Consider the following 17282-nt stretch of genomic DNA (forward strand, 5'->3'; position numbering starts at 1 on the left):
AAGCTCTTCAGGAAAGGTTCTCATGCAAAGACGCGAATTTTCCCAAACGACCTTGCTGGCGGGCGCATTGGCGGCGCTCGGGCCCTTCGCCGTGAGCCCGCAGGCGCGGGCCGCCGTCGCGCGCGCCGCGGCCGGCATGCCCGCCATGGGCACGAATCTCTCGGGCATGGAGTGGGCCAAGCCCGGCCTGCGGGCCAACACCAGTTCGGCGCCCAACTACCATTTCACCGTGCCGCGCAAGGCCGACGTGGCCTACCTGGCCAACTGCGGTTTTATCAAGAACCGCCTGCCCATCCAGTGGGAGCTGCTGCAGCCCATGCTGCACGATACGGTGGCCAACACGGCCGCCAAGGCCGCCATCGGCAATCCTGGCGCCTTCCATGCGGGCTACGAGGCCTTCATCACCGGCGTGCTCGATGCCCACGCGGCGGCCGGCACGCGCTGCATCATCGACAACCACAACTACGGCCGCTACCAGGATTTCCGCTTCCAGCCCGACGGCTCGGTGATCGGGCTGACCGTGCCGCCCAGCCCCTTGCGGCCCTACACCACGGACGCGGTGCAGATCCAGTCGCGGATTTTTTCGCTGGCGCCGGGCGCGACACTCAAGATCGCGAACTTCACCGACTTCTGGACGCGCGCCGCAACCAAGTGGAAGGACCACCCGGGCTTCGGCGGCTACGGCCTCATGAACGAGCCGCACGACATGCCCAAGCCTGGGGGCGTCATCGCGTCGAATGAGGAAGCCGTGAAGGGCGGCGAAGACCTGACGATATGGCCCACCTTCGCGCAGGCCGCCATCCAGGCCATACGCGCGGTGGATCCGACCAACCCCATCTATGTAGCCGGCAACCTCTATGACTCGGCCATGTACATAGGCACCAGGAACCCGGGGTTTCCGCTGTCGGGCAGCAACCTGATCTACGAAGTCCATATGTACCTGGACGCCTTCAGCAACGGCGCTTTTTTTGACTACGACACCGAGGTCGCCAAGAACTTCAACGCCGGTTTCGGCACGGGGCCCATCCAGGTTTCCACCGGCGCGGACCGCCTCAAGATCGCGGTCGACTGGGCCAAGGCCAAGGGCGTGAAGCTGGCGCTGACCGAAGTGGGTATGCCCATCGACGATCCGCGCTGGGAGGCCATGTTCGCGCAAGCCGTGGTGCTGGCCGCGCAGTCGGGCTGCGAGGTCTACACCTGGATGGGCGGCAACCACTGGCCCATCCGCAACTACGCCATCAACCACGTGCCCGGCTGGCACCAGAACAAGACGCTGGAGCCGGTGGTCTCGGGTGTGCTCAAGTCCGCGATCGGCATCGTGCAGGCGAGCCTGTATGACGATGGGCCGGGCTATGCAACGGCGGGCACGCCCATCACCATCACCGTCTATGCGCGTGGCAACCTGGCCCAGCCGGTGGTGCTCACGGTGGCTTCCAACAAGGGGGGTACGCTGAGCAAGTCGCGCCTGACCATTCCCGCCGGTGCGAACGGGCAAGACAGCTTTACCTACACTCCGGCGGCCAACCAGGTCGCCACGCTCACCTACACCAGCGACGGGCAGCTGTCGGGCCAGGTGCCGCCGCCGCGCAAGGTGTTTTCGCTGAGCGACCCGGTGGGCTATGCGGCGACGAATCTTGCCGACGCCGCACTGGCCATCGTCGCCAAATATGGCGCCTGCAAATGGGAACTGGCCGACGGCTATACCGACTACCTGCTGGGTGCGCCGGCCGCGGCGGGTCAGGTGGTGCGCGCCGTGTCCGATTCGGGCTATGGATCCAGCCCGGGCAATGCCATGGAAATGATCAACTGGATGAACAAGGACAACGGCCCCACGGGGCCCATGTCGGTGCCCATCATGCGTGTCACCAACGGCAAAAAGAATTCAGACCACAGCGTGCCGGAGTCCTTTGGCTTCTGGTGCAAAAAGTCCAGCCGCGTGGCGGGTGTTCAGCCCAACCCGCGCAACCGCGTGCCCTACAACCTCGAGGATGCGCACTTCGCCCTGGCGGCCCTCAGCGTTCCTGCGCCGACCAATACCGGCGTGATCTTCCAGGCCTCGAAAACGGAGGACCCGCAGCTTTCGGAACTCGGCTTTCTCAACGGCCAGCCGCGTGCCAGGTGGATTGATGCCAAGGGCTTGACAGTGCAGGTGCTGGCTCCGGCGCGCCTTCCGGTCAACACGCCGGCGGTGCTGTCGCTGGCATCGGTAGCCGGTGCGCAAAAGCTGCGCCTCAACTCAGCCGAGGTCGGCGGCGCCGCCGCGACCTTCGCGCCCAGCGCTTTTACCCAGATGCTGATGGGTTGCGGCTACATCAGTTATTACCCGCGTGAGGGCTTTCGGGGCAACCTGTACGCCGTCATCGCGGGCAAGGGGGCGCCCACGGTTGCCGAGCTGGCGGTGCTGGAGCGCTACCTGGCCGGCACGGCCGGTATGACGCTCCCGTGAGCGCCGGGGGTTTTACCAGGCCGCGATGGCGCCGTCTGCCCGCGGTTCAGTGCCGCCGCACAGCACGCCGTCGGCATTGCGCCAGATGATCTGCCCGCGGCCGAAGCCCATGCGGTTGCCGGACCACACCACCTGATGGCCCAGGCCCGCGAGGCCGTGGAAAAGGTGTTCGGGCGTCGATCGTTCAATGCTCACGCGCTTGCCGCTTTCCCACTCCCAGCGCGGCGCGTCCAGCGAGGCCTGCGGGTTCAGGCCGAAGTCCACGGTGTTCATCACCATCTGCACATGGCCTTGCGGCTGCATGAAGCCGCCCATCACGCCGAACGGGCCGACTGCTTTGCCGTCCTTGGTCAAAAAGCCGGGGATGATGGTGTGGTAGGGCCGCTTGCCCGGCGCCAGGCAGTTGGGGTGTTCGGCGTCCAGCGAAAAATTGTTGCCGCGGTTGTGCAGCGCGATGCCGGTGCCCGGCACCACCATGCCCGAGCCGAAACCCATGTAGTTGCTCTGGATCAGCGAGACCATATTGCCTTCGCCGTCGGCCGTGCTCAGGTAGACCGTGCCGCCGCGCGACGGTTCGCCCGGCATGGGCTGCAGGGCGCGCTCGCCTATCAGCGCGCGGCGTTCGGCCGCATAGGCGTCCGACAGCAGGTCGGCCACCGAGACACGCATGTGCGCCGGGTCGGCGATATGCGCCAGGCCGTCGGCGAAAGCCAGCTTCATGGCCTCGATCTGCAGGTGGTGGGTGCGCAGGCTGTCGCGCTCGCTGAACTCAAAGCCCTTGAGGATGTTGAGCGCCATCAAGGCCACCAGGCCGTGGCCGTTGGGCGGGATTTCCCAGACCTCGTAGCCTCGGTAGCTGACGCTGATCGGGTCGCACCAGTCGACCTGGAAGGCGGCCAGGTCTTCCTTCGCCAGGTAACCACCGGCCGACTGCACAAAGGCCGCGATGCGTTCGGCCAGCGGGCCGCGGTAAAAACTTTCGGCGGCCGTGTCGGCAATCGACTGCAGGGTGTCGGCATGCGCGGCGGAGCGCCAGATTTCACCGGGCCGCGGCGCGCGTTCAGACGCGAAGGTGTCGAACCAGGATTTGAAATACGCTTCCTTGAATTTTTCACGGAACAGCGCCGTGGCCTGCTGCCAGGCGGAGGCCACGGTGGGCGAAACCGGAAAGCCTTCGCGCGCCAGCTCCACGGCGCGTGCCATCGAGGTCTTGAGCGGCAATTTGCCGAAGCGCTGCGCCAATGCCGCCCAGGCGGCGGGCGTGCCCGGCACCGTCACGGGCAGCGGGCCGTACTTGGGCACTTCGGTCAATCCCTGGCTGGTGAGTTTTTCGAGGCTGATGGCGCGCGGCGCCGGGCCGCTGGCGTTCAGGCCGTGCAGCTTGCCGCCATGCCAGACCAGCGCGAAGGTGTCGCCGCCTATGCCGTTGGCATTCGGTTCCACCACCGTGAGCGCGGCGGCCGTGGCAATCGCCGCGTCGATGGCGTTGCCGCCGGCCTGCAGCACCTGCAGGCCCGCCTGCGCGGCCAGCGGCTGCGAGGTGGCGACCATGCCCTTGTTGGCATAGACCATGTTGCGGCGGGAGGCGTAAGGGTAGTGGAGGGCGTCGAAAGTCGGCATGGTCGATGAGGAAGTGGGTGCCTTGCGGCGCGAATTATTTGTGCTTGGGATCCAGCGCGTCGCGCAGTCCGTCGCCCAGCAGGTTGAAGGACAACACCAGCAAAAAGATGGAAAGGCCGGGCCAGATCGCCATCCATGGTGCATTGTCCACGTAATTCTTGGCGGTGTTAAGCATGCTGCCCCAGCTGGGCGCCGGCGGCTGCTGGCCCAGGCCCAGGAAGGACAGGCTGGCCTCGGCGATGATGGCCGCGGCAATTGCGAGCGAGGCCTGCACGATCAGCGGCGGCAGCACATTGGGCAGGATGTGGCGCAGCGCGATGCGCCAGTGCGGGTTGCCCACGGCGCGCGCCGCTTCGACAAAGTCTTCCACCTTCATGGCCAGCACCTGGGCGCGCGTCAGGCGTATGAAGATGGGCGTGGCCGACACGCCGATGGCAATCATCGCGTTGCTCAGGCTGGGGCCCAGGAAGGCGGCCAGCGCGATGGCCAGGATGAGGAATGGCACGGCCAGCATGGCGTCGGTAAAGCGCGAAATCAGGCTGTCCGTCCAGCCGCCGACGTAGGCTGCCAGCAGGCCTATGGGCACGCCCAATGCCATCGAAATGCAGACCGATACCAGGCCCGCCAGCAGCGAGGCGCGCGCGCCCCACACCACGCGCGAGAGCACGTCGCGGCCGATTTCGTCGGTGCCGAACAGGTATTGCAGGCTGGGCGGCTTGCGCACCGCGCTCCAGCTGGTGGCGACGGGGTCGTAGGGCGCGATCCACGGGGCGGACAGCGCCAGCAGCACAAACATCACCACGATGGCCAGGCCCAGCATGGCGCCGCGGCGGCGCATCAGGCGGCGCAGCGCGCGCCGCGCCGGCGTGGCCTCGCGCGGAGGGACGGCGGGAAGGACTGCGCTCATGCTTTCAGCCCCTCAGCCGCGGGTTGACCACGAAGTAGGCCAGGTCGGCCAGCAGGTTGAGCAGGATGTAGACGCTGGAGGTGAACAGCGCCACGCCCTGCACGACCGCGTAGTCGCGGTTGAACACCGCGTCCACGATCAGCTTGCCGAAACCGGGAATCGAAAACACCTGCTCGGTCAGCACCGCGCCCGACAGCAGCGTGCCGAACTCGAGCGCGCCCAGCGTGATGATGGGCGTGAGCGCATTGCGCAGCGCATGCTTGAGCACCACGCGGCGCTCGTTCAAACCCTTGGCGCGCGCGGTGCGCACGTAGTCGGCATTGAGCACCTGCAGCATGGCGCTGCGCGTATGGCGCATCAGCACGGCGGCAATCGCATTGCCCAGCACAAAGGCCGGCATGATCATGGCCGCCAGGTTGGCGCCGAGGTCCTCAAAAGGGCTGACATAACCCGAGGCCGGCAGCCAGCCCAGCTGCACCGAAAACACCAGGATCATCAAAATGCCCAGCCAGAAATTGGGCGTGGACAGGCCCCATAGCGCGATGACATTGGCCAGGTAGTCCCAGGCCGAGTCCTTGCCCACGGCCGAGACAATGCCGGCCGGGATGCCGATGAGCAGCGCGATGACCATGGCCATGGCCGCCAGCTGCAGCGTGACCGGCAGCTTTTCCTTGATCAGGTCCAGCACCGGCTGCTGGATGCGCATCGACTCACCCAGGTCGCCGTGGAACACGCCGGAGATCCAGTAGGCGTAGCGCATGGGCAGCGGCTCGTCAAGGTGCATCTTTTTTTGCAGGTAAGCGATCACCTCCGGGTCCTGGTTTTCGCCGGCCAGGACCGACGCGGCGTCACCGGGCAGCAGTTGCTGCAGCCCGAAGATGATGACGGTGACAAAGAACACCGTCGGGATGATCGCGGCAAGCCGCTTGAGCAGGTACTGGAGCATGAAGGGTGGATTGCTGCCGGTTGCCCGCTTTACATCTTCAGGCCTTGGGGCCGCACCAGACCGTCAGGCACGGTGCGCATGCCGGTGATCTTCTTGTTGTAGGCCCACAGCCAGTTGCGGTGGAACAGGTAAATCACGGGTTTGACCTTCTCGGCCTCGGCCGCCAGTGTGGCGAAAACCTTGATGCGGCCGGCGGTGTCCAGCGTGTTGCGCGAGCGGTTCAGCAACTCGTCCCATTGCGGCCGGCATTCGCCGCTGTAGTTCAGCGGCTGCTTGCAGCCGTAGAAGCTGAACAGGTTGCCATCCGGGTCGGCGCGGCCGCTCCAGGCCAGCACGTAGGCGTCGAACTGGCCTTTGTCGGCCAGGTTCAGCGAGGTGGCGAACTCGGTGGACTGTATCTTCACGTCAAAACCGGCCTCCTTGGCCATGGCCTGCACCACCTGGGCCACGCGCTGGGCATCGGAAGTGGTGGGCGTCATCAGCGTGAAGCTGGGGTTGGGCACACCCGCTTCTTTCAGCAGCTGTTTGGCGCGCGCGATGTCGCGCTTGGGAATGGGCACGTTCCTGGCGTAGAAGCTGTTGGCGGGCGGCACCCACTGGTTGCCCGGCGTGGCTTCGCCGTCCATCGCGACCTGCACGATGCCAGCGCGGTCCAGCGACAGCTCAAAAGCCTCGCGCACGCGCGGGTCGCGGCCCAGCGGGTTCTTCTGGGCATGGTCGCTCTTGCCGGTATTGATGGTGATGCCCTGGTAGCCCAGCTCGGTGATGCGCGAGAAGGCCAGCTTTTTGTCGGCCTTGATAGAGGCGATGTCGGACGGCGCCACGCGCTCGATGAAGTCCAGCTGGCCGGAGCGCAGGTTGGCCAGGCGCACGGTGGCGTCCACGATGGGCTGGAACACGACCTTGTCGAAGTGGATGTTGGCCTTGTCCCAGTAGCCGGCGTAGCGCTCCAGCACGATGCGGTCCTGCGCCACGCGTTCGGTGAATTTGAAGGGGCCCGAGCATACCGGCCTGGTGCCGAAGTTGGTGGGCGCTGCCTGCGCGGCCTTGGGCGAAACCATCATGCCGGCGCGGTCGGCCAGCACCGTCAGCAGTGGCGAGAAAGGCGCGCTGAGGTTGATCTTCACGGTGAGGTCGTCGATGACGTCCACCGTGGTGACGGGCGCGAGTTCGCCGCGGCGATTCGAGCCCGCGAGGTTTTTGTGGCGGTCTATGTTGAACTTCACGGCGGCGGCATCAAACTTCTCGCCGTCATGGAAAGTCACGCCGCTGCGCAGTTTCATGGTGAGCGATTTGTTGTCGGCCGCCCACTGGTAGGAGGTGGCCAGCTGCGGCACGATGTTGAGCTTTTCATCGATGTCGACCAGCTTGTCGCACAGCGAGGAAAACACAATGCGGCTCACGAAGCTGCGCGCCAGCGTCGGGTCCAGCACGTCCGGGTCTTCGGCCAGGCCTATGCGCAGGGTTTGGGCCTGCGCCACGCAGGCGGTGGCGGCCAGCGCCAGGCTCAGCAGGATTTTCTTGCTCATGGTTGTTCCTTCACGGTTGTCGGTTGCGATGATGGTTTGCTTGATGGGCTGCCTTGCGCCGGCGTGGTGGTGAGCATCATGGTCTCCATCAGGCCGCTTGCGCATGAAAAGCCGCCTGGAGCCGGAGCAGCCTCTCGTTCACTGCGGTGCCGCCCGTGATGCCGGCCGGCGCCTTGATCTCTTCCCAGAAATGGCAGGCCACGGCGTGGCCGCCTTGCGAACGCAGCGCCGGCACCTCCTCGGCGCAGCGCTCGCGCGCATGCGGGCAGCGCGTCCTGAAGCGGCAGCCCGAGGGCGGGGTGATGGGGTTGGGCACGTCGCCCTGCAGCAGCGTGCGCTCGCGCTTGAGGCCGGGTTCGGGTACCGGGATCGCCGACAGCAGGGCCTGTGTATACGGATGGCGCGGCTGCGCGAACAGGCTTTGCTTGTCGGCGTATTCGACGATCTGACCGAGGTACATCACCGCGACGTGCGAGGCGATGTGCTTGACCACCGCGAGGTCGTGCGCGATGAACACATAAGCCAGGCCCAGGCGCCGCTGCAAGTCCTGCAGCAGGTTGACCACCTGCGCCTGGATGGACACGTCCAGCGCCGACACCGCCTCATCGCAGACGATGAGCCGCGGCTCGACCGCCAGCGCGCGCGCAATGCCTATGCGCTGGCGCTGCCCGCCGGAAAATTCATGCGGGTAGCGCTGCAGGTATTGCGGCGCCAGGCCCACCAGGTCCAGCAGCTCGGCGGCGCGCTCGCGGTGCCGCCCACGCGCCAGGCCGTGCAGGGCCAGCGGCTCGGCCAGGGCCTGCTCCACCGTCATGCGCGGGTTCAGCGAGGAATACGGATCCTGGAAAATCATCTGCAGCTCGCGGCGTTTGGCGCGCAGGCGGCCGGCCGGCAGCGCCATCAGGTCCTCGCCGTCAAACCAGACCTGGCCCGAGGTCGCGTCCAGCAGCCGCAGCACCAGCCGGCCCACGGTGGACTTGCCGCAGCCCGACTCGCCCACCAGCGCCATGGTCTCGCCGGCGTTCAGCTCGAAGTTCAGCCCGTCTACCGCATGCACAAGCGCTTTGGAGCGGCTGAACAGGTGCGGGCGCACCGGGAAATGCTTGACCAGGTTTTCGACTTTCAGCAGCGCGCTCACGGCATCACCTCACTGGGCATGGCATTCGTGCCGCGCCGGGTTGACGTGTCCGCATCCAGCGGCGCGCGCCAGCAGGCGGCCTCGTGGCCTTCACCCATGTCCATCAAAGGCGGCACCTCCTGCAAACATTTGTCGACGGCGAAGGGGCAGCGCGGCGCGAAGCGGCAACCGTCCATGCGTGTCATGGGCGTGGGCACCTGGCCTTCGATCGCGTTGAGCCGCTCCTGCGCCAGGTGCAGCTTGGGGATGGAACCGAGCAGCCCTATGGTGTAGGGGTGTTGCGGTTCGGCGAACAGCCGGGCCACGGGCGCGCGCTCCACGATCCTGCCGGAATACATCACGGCGACGTCGTCGGCCAGCTCGGCGATCACGCCCAGGTCGTGGGTGATCAGGATGATGGCGGTGCCGGTCTCCTCGCGCAGCGTGCGCATCAGGTCCAGTACCTGCGCCTGGATGGTGACGTCCAGCGCGGTGGTCGGTTCGTCGGCGATCAGCAGCTGCGGCTCGCAGGCCAGGGCCATGGCGATCATCACGCGCTGGCGCATGCCGCCCGAGAGCTTGTGCGGGTATTCGTCGATGCGCTGCTTGGGTGAAGGGATGCGCACGCGGCGCAGCATGTCGATGGCGTGGGTCCTGGCCTCGGCCGCGCTGATGTCCCGGTGGCAGCGTATGCCCTCGATGAGCTGGTCGCCAATCGTGAAGGCCGGGTTCAGCGAGGTCATGGGCTCCTGGAAGATCATGGCCATGCGGTTGCCGCGCAGCGCGCGCATGGCGTCCGGCCCCAGCGTCGCCAGGTCGGTGCCTTCAAAGCGTATGGAGCCTGCCGAGACGCGGCCCTGGCCCTTGGGCAGCAGGCCCATGATGGACAGCGAGGTCACGCTCTTGCCGCAGCCCGATTCACCGACGATGCCCAGCGTGCGGCCCGACTCCACCGAAAAACTGATGCCGTCCACCGCGGCGAATTCACCGCCGCCTTCGAGCTTGAAGCTGGTGCGCAGGCCGTTCACTTCCAACAGAGCCGTCATTCGGCGGCTCCGCCGCGCAGGGCGTGAAAGCGGGTGATCTCGGCCTCGATCACCGCGCGGTCGGTGACGCCGGCCGGGCTGCGCCGCGAGGGCAGGCAGGTGCTGAAGGGCTGGTAGCGCTCCATGCTTTTGTCGTAGAGACGGCGCAACTCCTGCAGGGGTTCGGCGTGGTCATCCACGCGTATGTCCAGCGCGCAGTAGTCCTCGGTGGTGAAGACCAGCAGGGCCGCGGCCTGCTTGCCGCGCTTGTCGCCGCCCGCGGCTTCACCGGCGGCGAGCGCGGTGATCAGGCGTTCGGCAAACGGCAGTTCGGCATGGGCCTCATAGGCGAGAGCCGTGGCTTCAATCACCTGCGGGCCGGCCAGCATGTTGCCGGCGACCGAATAGCCAAGGCCCGCCCTGTGGCCGCACCAGTCTATGCAGGCGCTGCCGGTGTAGCCGGCGGCCTGGCCGTTTGCGCCTATCAGGTGCAGCTGGCGGTGGTCACGGCCTTCGTCGGCCGAGGTCAGGCGCTTGATGATGTAGTCGGGAGACTGGCCGAAGGCCAGGCCGTCCAGCGCCGGCGCGGCATACAGGGGGTTGACCAGCGCCTGCGTGGCCAGGGCGCCCACGCCGCTGCGGGCGTGCGGGCACAGCGCGCCCACGGCAAAAAATTTGCTGGCAACCGCCACGCCAAACGCGCCCGATGAATCGCGCGCGATGAGGGACCAGGTCATGAATCAGAACTTTCAGCAGCTGCGCCCTTGATGAGGCGTCTGGCGTGCTCCCCGAAACAAAAACCGCGCTAGCGCGACTTTCGTCATGCGACAGACAACGCATGAATCGTGCCACTCGCCGGCGAGCTCGTCTCTGCGAGACCTGCCGGCCCACCGGAGTCTATTCCACTTGGGCCGGCCTGTTGTGCCACCGTGGCCGCTTGTTCATGCGGGTTAACCCGTGACGGTTTTCCCGGCCGGGTGGTGGCCGGTTTACTCGATTTTGGCGCCCGAAGCTTTCACGACTTCGGCCATGCGCTTGTAGTCGTTCGCCAGCAGCTTCGCGAAGTCGGCATTGCTCATGGCCAGGGGCTCAATGCCCTGTTTGTCGAGGCGCTCCAGCACCACCGGGTCCTTGAGCACCTTGGCCATGGCCGCGTTGACGCGGTTGACCTCGGCCGCCGGTGTGGCCGCCGGGCCCAGCAGGCCGAACCAGGAATCGAACTGGTAGCCGGGCAGGCCGCTCTCGGCGATGGTGGGCACGTCCGGCAGGTATTTGGAACGCTTGGGCGAGGTCACGCCGATCAGGCGAATGCGGCTGTCCTTGGCGAAGGCGAGCGCGCCAATGCTGGCGGCGATCACGGCCTGCGCGCGGCCCGAGATCACTTCGTTGATCGCCTCGCCCGTGGCCTTGAGCGGCACATGCACCACATCGATACCGGCCAGGCCGTTGAAGTAGGCCATGGAAAGGTGCGTGGCGCTGCCCACGCCGGCGGTGGCGTAGTTGAGCTTGCCGGGGTTGGCCTTGGCATAGCGTATGTACTCGGCCGCGGTCTTGGCGGGCACGTCGGGATGGATCATCAGCACGTAATCGGCCGTGCCGATGTGCGCCATGGGGGCGAAGTCTTTTTGCGGGTCGTAACTGAGTTTGGTGTACAGCGAGCCGGCAATGTTGTGGCTGGCCGCGCCCAGCACCATCGCACCGCTGTCGGGCGCCGACTTTGCGACGTAGCCCGTCCCCACGGTGCCGCCCGCGCCGGGGCGGTTCTCGATGATGACGGTCTGGCCCAGCGCGGCACCGAGCTCGGTGGACATGGCGCGCGCCAGCAAGTCCTGCACGCCGCCCGCGGCAAAGGGCACCACGATGCGTGCGATCTTGGTGTTGGACTGGGCGAAGGCGCTGCCCGCGGCCAGGGCCAGGCCGGTGCCCAGGAAATTTCGGCGTTGCATCATGGAGTGTTTCCCTCGGTTGGTGATGTTTGTTTTACGTTACGGGCGGGTTTTCAGTTCACGCAGATCTCGTCGGCCAGGCGGCGCATGAAGCGTTCGCACCAGGCCAGTTGCTCGAGCGTGACCCATTCATTGGGCTGGTGCGCCTGCGCGATGTGGCCGGGGCCGCACACGATGGTCGGCACACCGGCCTGGTGAAACAATGCAGCTTCCGTGCCAAACGAGACCTTGCCGGCGCCCGAGCTTGCGTCGACGTCCGCGCACTTGAAGCACAGCTGCGCGATCTCGCTGCCGGCGTCGGTCGCGAAACCGGGCAGCACCGAGTTGAGCTTGTGCGTGATGCCGGTATCGGCCGCCACGGCCTGCATGGCCGGGATGAGGCTGTCGGCGAAGCTCTTGGCTTCGTTGAACAATTCGACCGGCGAATTCATGTGGTGGTGGCGTATCTCCCAGGTCACGTCGCAGTCGCGCGGGATGATGTTGAGCGCGGTGCCGCCGGCGATCACGCCGGTGTGGATGGTGGTGTGCGGCACGTCGTAGATCGGATCGAACGGGCCTTCCTTGACCAGGCGCTTGTGCATGGTCTTGAGGTGGGCGACAAACTCGCAGGCGATCTCCACCGCGTTGACGCCCAGTGGCGTGAGCGAGGAATGCGCCTCGAAGCCGCGCACCGACGTCTTGTAGGCATGCTTGCCCTTGTGCGCGATCACCACCTGCATGCCGGTGGGTTCGCCCACGATGCAGCCGGCAGGCTTGTAGCCTTGCTCCACCATGTCGGCGATCAGGCGGCGCACGCCTATGCAGCCGACTTCCTCGTCGTAGCTGAAGGCCAGGTGCACCGGGCGCTTGAGTTTGCGCTTGAGCAGTTCGGGCACCATCATGAGCGCGGTCGCGCCGTAGCTCTTCATGTCGGTCACGCCGCGGCCGTAGAGCTTGTCGCCTATGACCTGCGCGGTGAAGGGGTCGGTGTCCCAGGGCTGGCCGTCCACCGGCACCACGTCGGTGTGGCCCGACAGCACCAGGCCGCCCAGCTTGGTTTCGCCGTTTTCCGCGGGCAGGGTGGCCCAGAGGTTGGCCTTCTTGCCGCTGTCGTCGTAGGTGCGGCGGCATTCAATGCCCAGCGCTTCGAGCCGCGCCTGCGTCCAGTCGAGCAGGGGCAGGTTGCTGTCGCGCGAGACGGAGGCAAAGGACACCCATTTTTCTATCAGCGGCAGGGCGGCGAGGTCGGCGGCCTGCACGGCGCTGTGGGTGGTGTTGGGGAGTGGGGCGTTCATGGCGGGACCTTTAAGGGGACGGCGGCGAGGCGCGGAAAATTGTATGACAGCATACTATTTTGCGGCAGGCCGCGCAGCCATGGCGGGCCATTGGCGCGGCCCTGCGCATGCCAACTGCAATCCGGCGAGAATGCATGGCGCCCGCGCGCAGGGTGCGGCAGGCTATCCCCTATCCCTATTCCCCTATCTACCGAAAGTATTCCATGACCAGCAGCATCTACACCACCTCTGTTCCCGTTTTCAAGCAGATGCTGGGCGGCCTGAAGGGCGTCCTGGCCAAGGCCGAAGCCCATGCGGCGGCCAAGAACATCGACCCCAACGCGCTGCTGCAGGCGCGCCTTTTCCCCGACATGTTCCCGCTGCTGCGCCAGGTGCAGGTGGCCAGCGACTTCGCCAAAAGCGTGTCGGCCCGGCTGGCCGGCGTTGAGGTACCCAAGATCGAGGACAAGGAAACCACATTTGGCGAGCTGCAGGCGCGCATAGACACCATATTGGCTTTTATCGAGGGGCTGGACAAGGCGAAGTTCGACGACGCCGCCGTGCGCGAGATCGTCACGCAGGCCGGCACGCCCAAGGAGAAGCGCTTCACGGGCCAGTCCTACCTGCTGAACTACGGCCTGCCGCACTTCTTCTTCCACACCACCACGGCCTATGCCATCCTGCGCCACAACGGCGTGGAGGTGGGCAAGAAGGATTACATCGGCAGCTACTGAGTAGCGAAGAGCCGCAAGGAGCAGTGCGCCGCGGGCGCCGGGCCACCCCGGCTCAGTGCTTGCGCAGGTTCTGCGGCTGTGTCTTGTCGTAGGTGCCGGCGGGATAGGCGGCATCCGCGCCGCGCACCAGCATGTCGGCGTCGCGGATCGCGAAGATGTGCGCGATGTCCTGCTTGATGTCGCCACCCGCGGCCATCGGATGCGCCGTGGGGCTTTCCCACACATGGCGATCAGGCAACGAGGTGTACGGGCAGCTGTCGCCGCAGTCGATCTGCCACGAGATGCCGTACAACCACTGGTCGGCGTGCGGCTCGAAGCGGGTGATGTCCACCATCAATGATTTCTGGAAGGCCAGCGCGTAGGTCAAGAGGCGGATGTCCCAGTGCTTGACGATGATGCGCAAATACATGCCCTCGCCGCGGCTGCGGCTGGACACCAGCAGCATCTGGCAGTCCAGCCATCCGGCCGGAATGCCGTGCCGGCGCATGGAGTCTTTCAGCAAAACCTGGATCAGCTGGCGGCGCAGGGCATTGGCGGAGCCGTCTTCAATCGTGGACGGGCCCTCGTGAGGGGGGCGGGTGCTGACAGGGATGGCCGGTGCGTGGCCGTTCAGGCCGAATAGGCGCTTTAGATTCATGTTGTGTTCCCCTCATCCCGCTCAGGCCGAAATCGTTGTGTTGTTCCATTCACCCGCGGGATGGGTAAATGTTACAAAGTGTTTGTATGGTCCTCCTGTGGGATCAGCAAGTCAAGGCGCGTGGTTCGAGAAAGCGGAACTTTTTCATGAAATTTTGCTAAAAATGAATCGTGAACGTTCGCTTTAAAGAGTGCAAAAGAATTCAAAATAATGCAAATCGCTCCCTTGCACAGCAGTGGAGAACTGGGTGGAGTGCTGAGCGTTGGAAGAGCTTTTGAACGAGAAATGTAAACACTTGTAAATACAAGTTGCTCACCTTCGATCGGGCCCTGGGAGCTGGCGCCTGGCCAGGCGCCTGGGGCTGCGCGAAAGCTGAGGGTTTGCCTCAGGCCCTCACAAAATAGACAAAGGTGGTGCGCGGAAAGATATGCCGGTACAGGGGCCGGGCAATCTCCCGTGCCAGGTTTTTGGGTTGCAGCAAGCCCGAGGCGCTGTTGAACAGCCGGTAAAGACTGGGCCGCAGGGGCTTGAGGCCCAGCTCTTTGGCGAAGGCCACCAGCGACTCGTGGCTGAAGGCATTGATGTGTTCCAGCGGGGCAATCGGCATCTGGTCATTGGCCGACAGTGCGCCAAAACTTTTCCCGTGGCTGATTTTCTTCAATGCGGCTGCCGCATCAGGCACGCTGATCTTGATGACGCCGTCGCCCGACAGGGCATCGCGCAGCTTTTCCAGCACCAGCCGGGGCTCCGTCAGGTGTTCGAACACCTGCTCGGTGTTGATGAAACGAAATCGCCGGGGCGGCAGGTCGGCCAGGCCGACGACCCGCAGGCCCACGGACCTTCCGTATTGGGCGCGCTCTTCGGAAAGCTCCACGCCCCACACATTGCAGCCGAAGCCCATGGCCATCTTGGACCAGTGCGCCCAGCCAAAGCCGAAGTCCAGGGCGTCGAGCTCGCTGGGCGGCAAGCCGAAGTACTGGATCATGAACTGGACCTGTTCGGCAAGGTAACGGTATTCGTCCAGGCCGTAGTCGCGATGCTCGCGCTCCAGGTCGGTGCCGGGCACCCAGTCGTTGTAGATCTCGCCGAGCAAGGCATCGTCGGGCACTTGCTGCTGAAAGACCAGGCCGCAGTGCTCGCAGCGGGCAAGGGCGTAGGTGCCTGCGTCGGCCGTCCTGGAGGCATGGCCTTCGTACTGCCGTTCCAGATAAGCCTGCATCCCGGGGCCGGTGTACGGCTCCTGGTACACGACGCAGAGCGAACCCGAAAGGCAGGCGGGGCAGTTCGTGCGGGTTTTCAGCGCCGATTCACGCGGCAGCGTGGAGCCTTGGAGCCCCCGTACCTGCCACGGCGTTGGCAGGCTCTCCCTGCGGTGCGGCAAAGCCTGTTCGCCTGACAGGCGCGAAAATTCAAGTGAGCTGGCAGGCATGTTCATGGGGTGGGTTCCGAAGCGCCGCAACGCAGCAATACCGGCCACCTTAGCGCCGGCCCAAGGGGCGCGGGTAACCCGCCGTAAACCATGTATCGACTCTTGCCTGCAAGCGCCGGCCGGCGCGGCAAGTTTCAGGGCCGCAGCGGCGCCTGCCTGAAGGTTGGCCGTGCTGCCTTCACGGGGAGGCAGGGGCCGTGCAGTGCCTGTGCCTCAGGTCATGCGGCCCCTGTTTTCGACCACCACGCAGCCCGTGATGCGCCACGCTTTGTTTCGTTGCCGCTCCAGGCTGTAGACCGCGAGCCACGACACGCCGCTGCTGTCGGCCATTTGCACGCGCTGCACGGCCTGGTCGTCCTTGCCGTCGGGTTTGAGAAAGGCGACCGACGCCGGGCGGTACACCACCGGGTAGTCCTTGCGCACCATGGCCATGAATCCCGTGGCGCTGCCGACGGCTTCACGCACATTGGGCGCGGCGAAAGAGAAGGCTTTGGCCGCATCGTCTTTCGCAAAAGCGGCCAGTTGGCCCTCGATCACGCTGCGCACGCTTTTCTCATCTTCTGCCGTGAACGGCGCGGCTTGTGCCGGCGCGGCGCCGAGCAGCAGCGCTACTGCCGCGGCTCCCGCAGCAAGCAGCCGGCGCAAATATGCCGAAGCAGGGTGTGGGCGGGTGTTCATGGCTTTTCCTCCTGGGACTGGGCTTTATGGCGTGGCCGGCAGCGCCATCATGCCGCAACTGCCCCTGCATTTGTCTTCAATACGCAGTCCGCCGCACCGCGGATGCACAAAGGTCGTCAAAGAAGCTGTCCGCGCGCCAGCACCACAACGCCGCCGCTGACCATGATGTCGCCGGTCGCATCGGTGTGCACCGTGATCTTGCTGGGACGCCCAAGGAAACGGCCCTGCTTCAGGGTGATCACCTCGCCGGCGGCTGCAGCGCCGTGCTGCCTGAGGTAGGCGCCTACGGGGCCGGCCGCGCTGCCGGTGGCGATGTCTTCCACCATGCCGGCGTTGTCCCAGGTGCGGCCTTCCCGCGCGGCCACGTCCAGCACATAGGCGAACTTGGCGCCCACGGTGGCCAGCAGCGCCTCGAAGGCCGGGTGCACGATGCGCGCGCGGTCCAGGCCGCCGGCCGCGGGCACCAGCAGGTAGGGCAGGCCGGTCGACACGACCTGCAGCGGAAAGCGGATGTCCAGCTGGGACGCATCAAGGCTGAGCGCGTCCAGGAAGGGTTGGCTTTCGGCCCGGCCCAGCGGCGGCAGCAGCGTGGCCTTGCCCTGGTTCATGCGGGCGTCATAGGTGGCGGCCGTGCCTTCCAGCCGTGTGGTGTGCAGCGGCACCGTGCGCGTGCCCAGCATCAGGGTCCAGTCGGCGCTGGCCTGCCCTGCGGCATGCAGGTGGTGCAGAAGGCCGGCCGCGCCCAGCAGCGGGTGGCCGGCAAAGTCGAGCTCTTCTTCCATCGTGAAGATGCGCGCTTCAAAGCGCTTGCCGGGACCGTCGGGCGTGAGGAAGATGCTTTCGAATTGCCGCATCTCGACGGTCAGGCGCTGCATGGCGCGGGCCGGCAGCGGGCTTTCGGGCAGGAAGACCGACAGGCCGTTGCCTGCCAGCGCTTCATGGGTGAACACATCGACCTGGTAGTAGCCCAGGCCCGCGAGAGACGTCATGGTGATTTCTCCTGGAGACCGCGCGT

Annotated in this window: 15 protein-coding genes; 2 read left to right on the forward strand and 13 right to left on the reverse strand. The window is 65.8% G+C overall.

The annotated features are described in order from the left end of the window. Positions 1-22 precede the first annotated feature (22 nt). Positions 23-2446 carry a cellulase family glycosylhydrolase gene (locus AC1DXS_RS20945; RefSeq protein ID WP_477739389.1) on the forward strand — a complete coding sequence of 808 codons (2424 nt, stop codon included), beginning with the start codon at positions 23-25 and terminating at the stop codon, positions 2444-2446. Between the two features lie 12 nt (positions 2447-2458). Here the strand turns inward: AC1DXS_RS20945 and AC1DXS_RS20950 are convergent, their stop codons facing one another. The 9 genes from AC1DXS_RS20950 to argE all read right to left on the reverse strand — a co-directional run bounded on the left by AC1DXS_RS20950 (position 2459) and on the right by argE (position 12810). Beyond that, on the reverse strand, positions 2459-4066 hold the full coding sequence (locus AC1DXS_RS20950; RefSeq protein ID WP_477739390.1) for a gamma-glutamyltransferase family protein: 1608 nt from the start codon (positions 4064-4066) through the stop codon (positions 2459-2461). Between the two features lie 34 nt (positions 4067-4100). After that, positions 4101-4973, reverse strand: coding sequence for an ABC transporter permease (locus tag AC1DXS_RS20955; protein WP_477739391.1), 873 nt, complete (start codon positions 4971-4973; stop codon positions 4101-4103). 4 nt (positions 4974-4977) lie between these two features. Further along, entirely contained in the window at positions 4978-5919 is a 942-nt protein-coding gene (locus tag AC1DXS_RS20960; protein ID WP_477739392.1) for an ABC transporter permease, read from the reverse strand. 29 nt (positions 5920-5948) lie between these two features. Further along, positions 5949-7448, reverse strand: coding sequence for an ABC transporter substrate-binding protein (locus tag AC1DXS_RS20965; protein ID WP_477739393.1), 1500 nt, complete (start codon positions 7446-7448; stop codon positions 5949-5951). Positions 7449-7536: 88 nt separating this feature from the next. Next, positions 7537-8586: an ABC transporter ATP-binding protein gene (locus AC1DXS_RS20970; RefSeq protein ID WP_477739394.1), complete on the reverse strand. Its 1050-nt coding sequence runs from the start codon at positions 8584-8586 to the stop codon at positions 7537-7539. Further along, positions 8583-9611 (reverse strand): ABC transporter ATP-binding protein, encoded by a 1029-nt coding sequence (locus tag AC1DXS_RS20975; RefSeq protein ID WP_477739395.1) that lies wholly within the window; start codon positions 9609-9611, stop codon positions 8583-8585. Before AC1DXS_RS20975 ends, AC1DXS_RS20970 begins: the two co-directional genes overlap by 4 nt. After that, the gene (locus AC1DXS_RS20980; RefSeq protein WP_477739396.1) at positions 9608-10327 is read right to left on the reverse strand and encodes a DUF1028 domain-containing protein; all 720 of its coding nucleotides are present in this window, start codon (positions 10325-10327) and stop codon (positions 9608-9610) included. Before AC1DXS_RS20980 ends, AC1DXS_RS20975 begins: the two co-directional genes overlap by 4 nt. A 252-nt stretch (positions 10328-10579) precedes the next feature. Continuing rightward, a complete protein-coding gene (locus AC1DXS_RS20985; protein ID WP_477739397.1) occupies positions 10580-11539 on the reverse strand; it encodes a tripartite tricarboxylate transporter substrate binding protein in 960 nt (319 codons plus the stop codon). A 50-nt stretch (positions 11540-11589) separates the two neighbouring features. Next, entirely contained in the window at positions 11590-12810 is a 1221-nt protein-coding gene (gene argE / locus AC1DXS_RS20990) for an acetylornithine deacetylase (protein ID WP_477739398.1), read from the reverse strand. Between the two features lie 203 nt (positions 12811-13013). Between argE and AC1DXS_RS20995 the strand changes: the two genes are divergently transcribed. After that, positions 13014-13523: a DUF1993 domain-containing protein gene (locus AC1DXS_RS20995; RefSeq protein WP_477739399.1), complete on the forward strand. Its 510-nt coding sequence runs from the start codon at positions 13014-13016 to the stop codon at positions 13521-13523. A gap of 52 nt (positions 13524-13575) precedes the next feature. Here the strand turns inward: AC1DXS_RS20995 and AC1DXS_RS21000 are convergent, their stop codons facing one another. The 4 genes from AC1DXS_RS21000 to AC1DXS_RS21015 form a co-directional block, all read right to left on the reverse strand. Then, complete coding sequence (locus AC1DXS_RS21000; protein ID WP_477739400.1) at positions 13576-14160, reverse strand: hypothetical protein; 585 nt, start codon at positions 14158-14160, stop codon at positions 13576-13578. Positions 14161-14545: 385 nt separating this feature from the next. After that, positions 14546-15595: a class I SAM-dependent methyltransferase gene (locus tag AC1DXS_RS21005; RefSeq protein WP_477739401.1), complete on the reverse strand. Its 1050-nt coding sequence runs from the start codon at positions 15593-15595 to the stop codon at positions 14546-14548. Between the two features lie 207 nt (positions 15596-15802). Continuing rightward, entirely contained in the window at positions 15803-16267 is a 465-nt protein-coding gene (locus AC1DXS_RS21010) for a DUF4864 domain-containing protein (protein ID WP_477739402.1), read from the reverse strand. A 116-nt stretch (positions 16268-16383) separates the two neighbouring features. Continuing rightward, entirely contained in the window at positions 16384-17256 is an 873-nt protein-coding gene (locus AC1DXS_RS21015; RefSeq protein ID WP_477739403.1) for a PhzF family phenazine biosynthesis protein, read from the reverse strand. Between the last annotated feature and the right edge of the window lie 26 nt (positions 17257-17282).

The organism is Polaromonas sp. P3_B1 (assembly GCF_056402935.1).

Excerpts from the sequence above, each read along its gene's own strand:
- AC1DXS_RS20945 (WP_477739389.1), top strand. The coding sequence starts at position 23 with ATGCAAAGACGCGAATTTTCCCAAACGACCTTGCTGGCGGGCGCATTG.
- AC1DXS_RS20950 (WP_477739390.1), bottom strand. The coding sequence starts at position 4,066 with ATGCCGACTTTCGACGCCCTCCACTACCCTTACGCCTCCCGCCGCAAC.
- AC1DXS_RS20955 (WP_477739391.1), bottom strand. The coding sequence starts at position 4,973 with ATGAGCGCAGTCCTTCCCGCCGTCCCTCCGCGCGAGGCCACGCCGGCG.
- AC1DXS_RS20960 (WP_477739392.1), bottom strand. The coding sequence starts at position 5,919 with ATGCTCCAGTACCTGCTCAAGCGGCTTGCCGCGATCATCCCGACGGTG.
- AC1DXS_RS20965 (WP_477739393.1), bottom strand. The coding sequence starts at position 7,448 with ATGAGCAAGAAAATCCTGCTGAGCCTGGCGCTGGCCGCCACCGCCTGC.
- AC1DXS_RS20975 (WP_477739395.1), bottom strand. The coding sequence starts at position 9,611 with ATGACGGCTCTGTTGGAAGTGAACGGCCTGCGCACCAGCTTCAAGCTC.
- AC1DXS_RS20980 (WP_477739396.1), bottom strand. The coding sequence starts at position 10,327 with ATGACCTGGTCCCTCATCGCGCGCGATTCATCGGGCGCGTTTGGCGTG.
- AC1DXS_RS20985 (WP_477739397.1), bottom strand. The coding sequence starts at position 11,539 with ATGATGCAACGCCGAAATTTCCTGGGCACCGGCCTGGCCCTGGCCGCG.
- argE (WP_477739398.1), bottom strand. The coding sequence starts at position 12,810 with ATGAACGCCCCACTCCCCAACACCACCCACAGCGCCGTGCAGGCCGCC.
- AC1DXS_RS20995 (WP_477739399.1), top strand. The coding sequence starts at position 13,014 with ATGACCAGCAGCATCTACACCACCTCTGTTCCCGTTTTCAAGCAGATG.
- AC1DXS_RS21000 (WP_477739400.1), bottom strand. The coding sequence starts at position 14,160 with ATGAATCTAAAGCGCCTATTCGGCCTGAACGGCCACGCACCGGCCATC.
- AC1DXS_RS21005 (WP_477739401.1), bottom strand. The coding sequence starts at position 15,595 with ATGAACATGCCTGCCAGCTCACTTGAATTTTCGCGCCTGTCAGGCGAA.
- AC1DXS_RS21010 (WP_477739402.1), bottom strand. The coding sequence starts at position 16,267 with ATGAACACCCGCCCACACCCTGCTTCGGCATATTTGCGCCGGCTGCTT.
- AC1DXS_RS21015 (WP_477739403.1), bottom strand. The coding sequence starts at position 17,256 with ATGACGTCTCTCGCGGGCCTGGGCTACTACCAGGTCGATGTGTTCACC.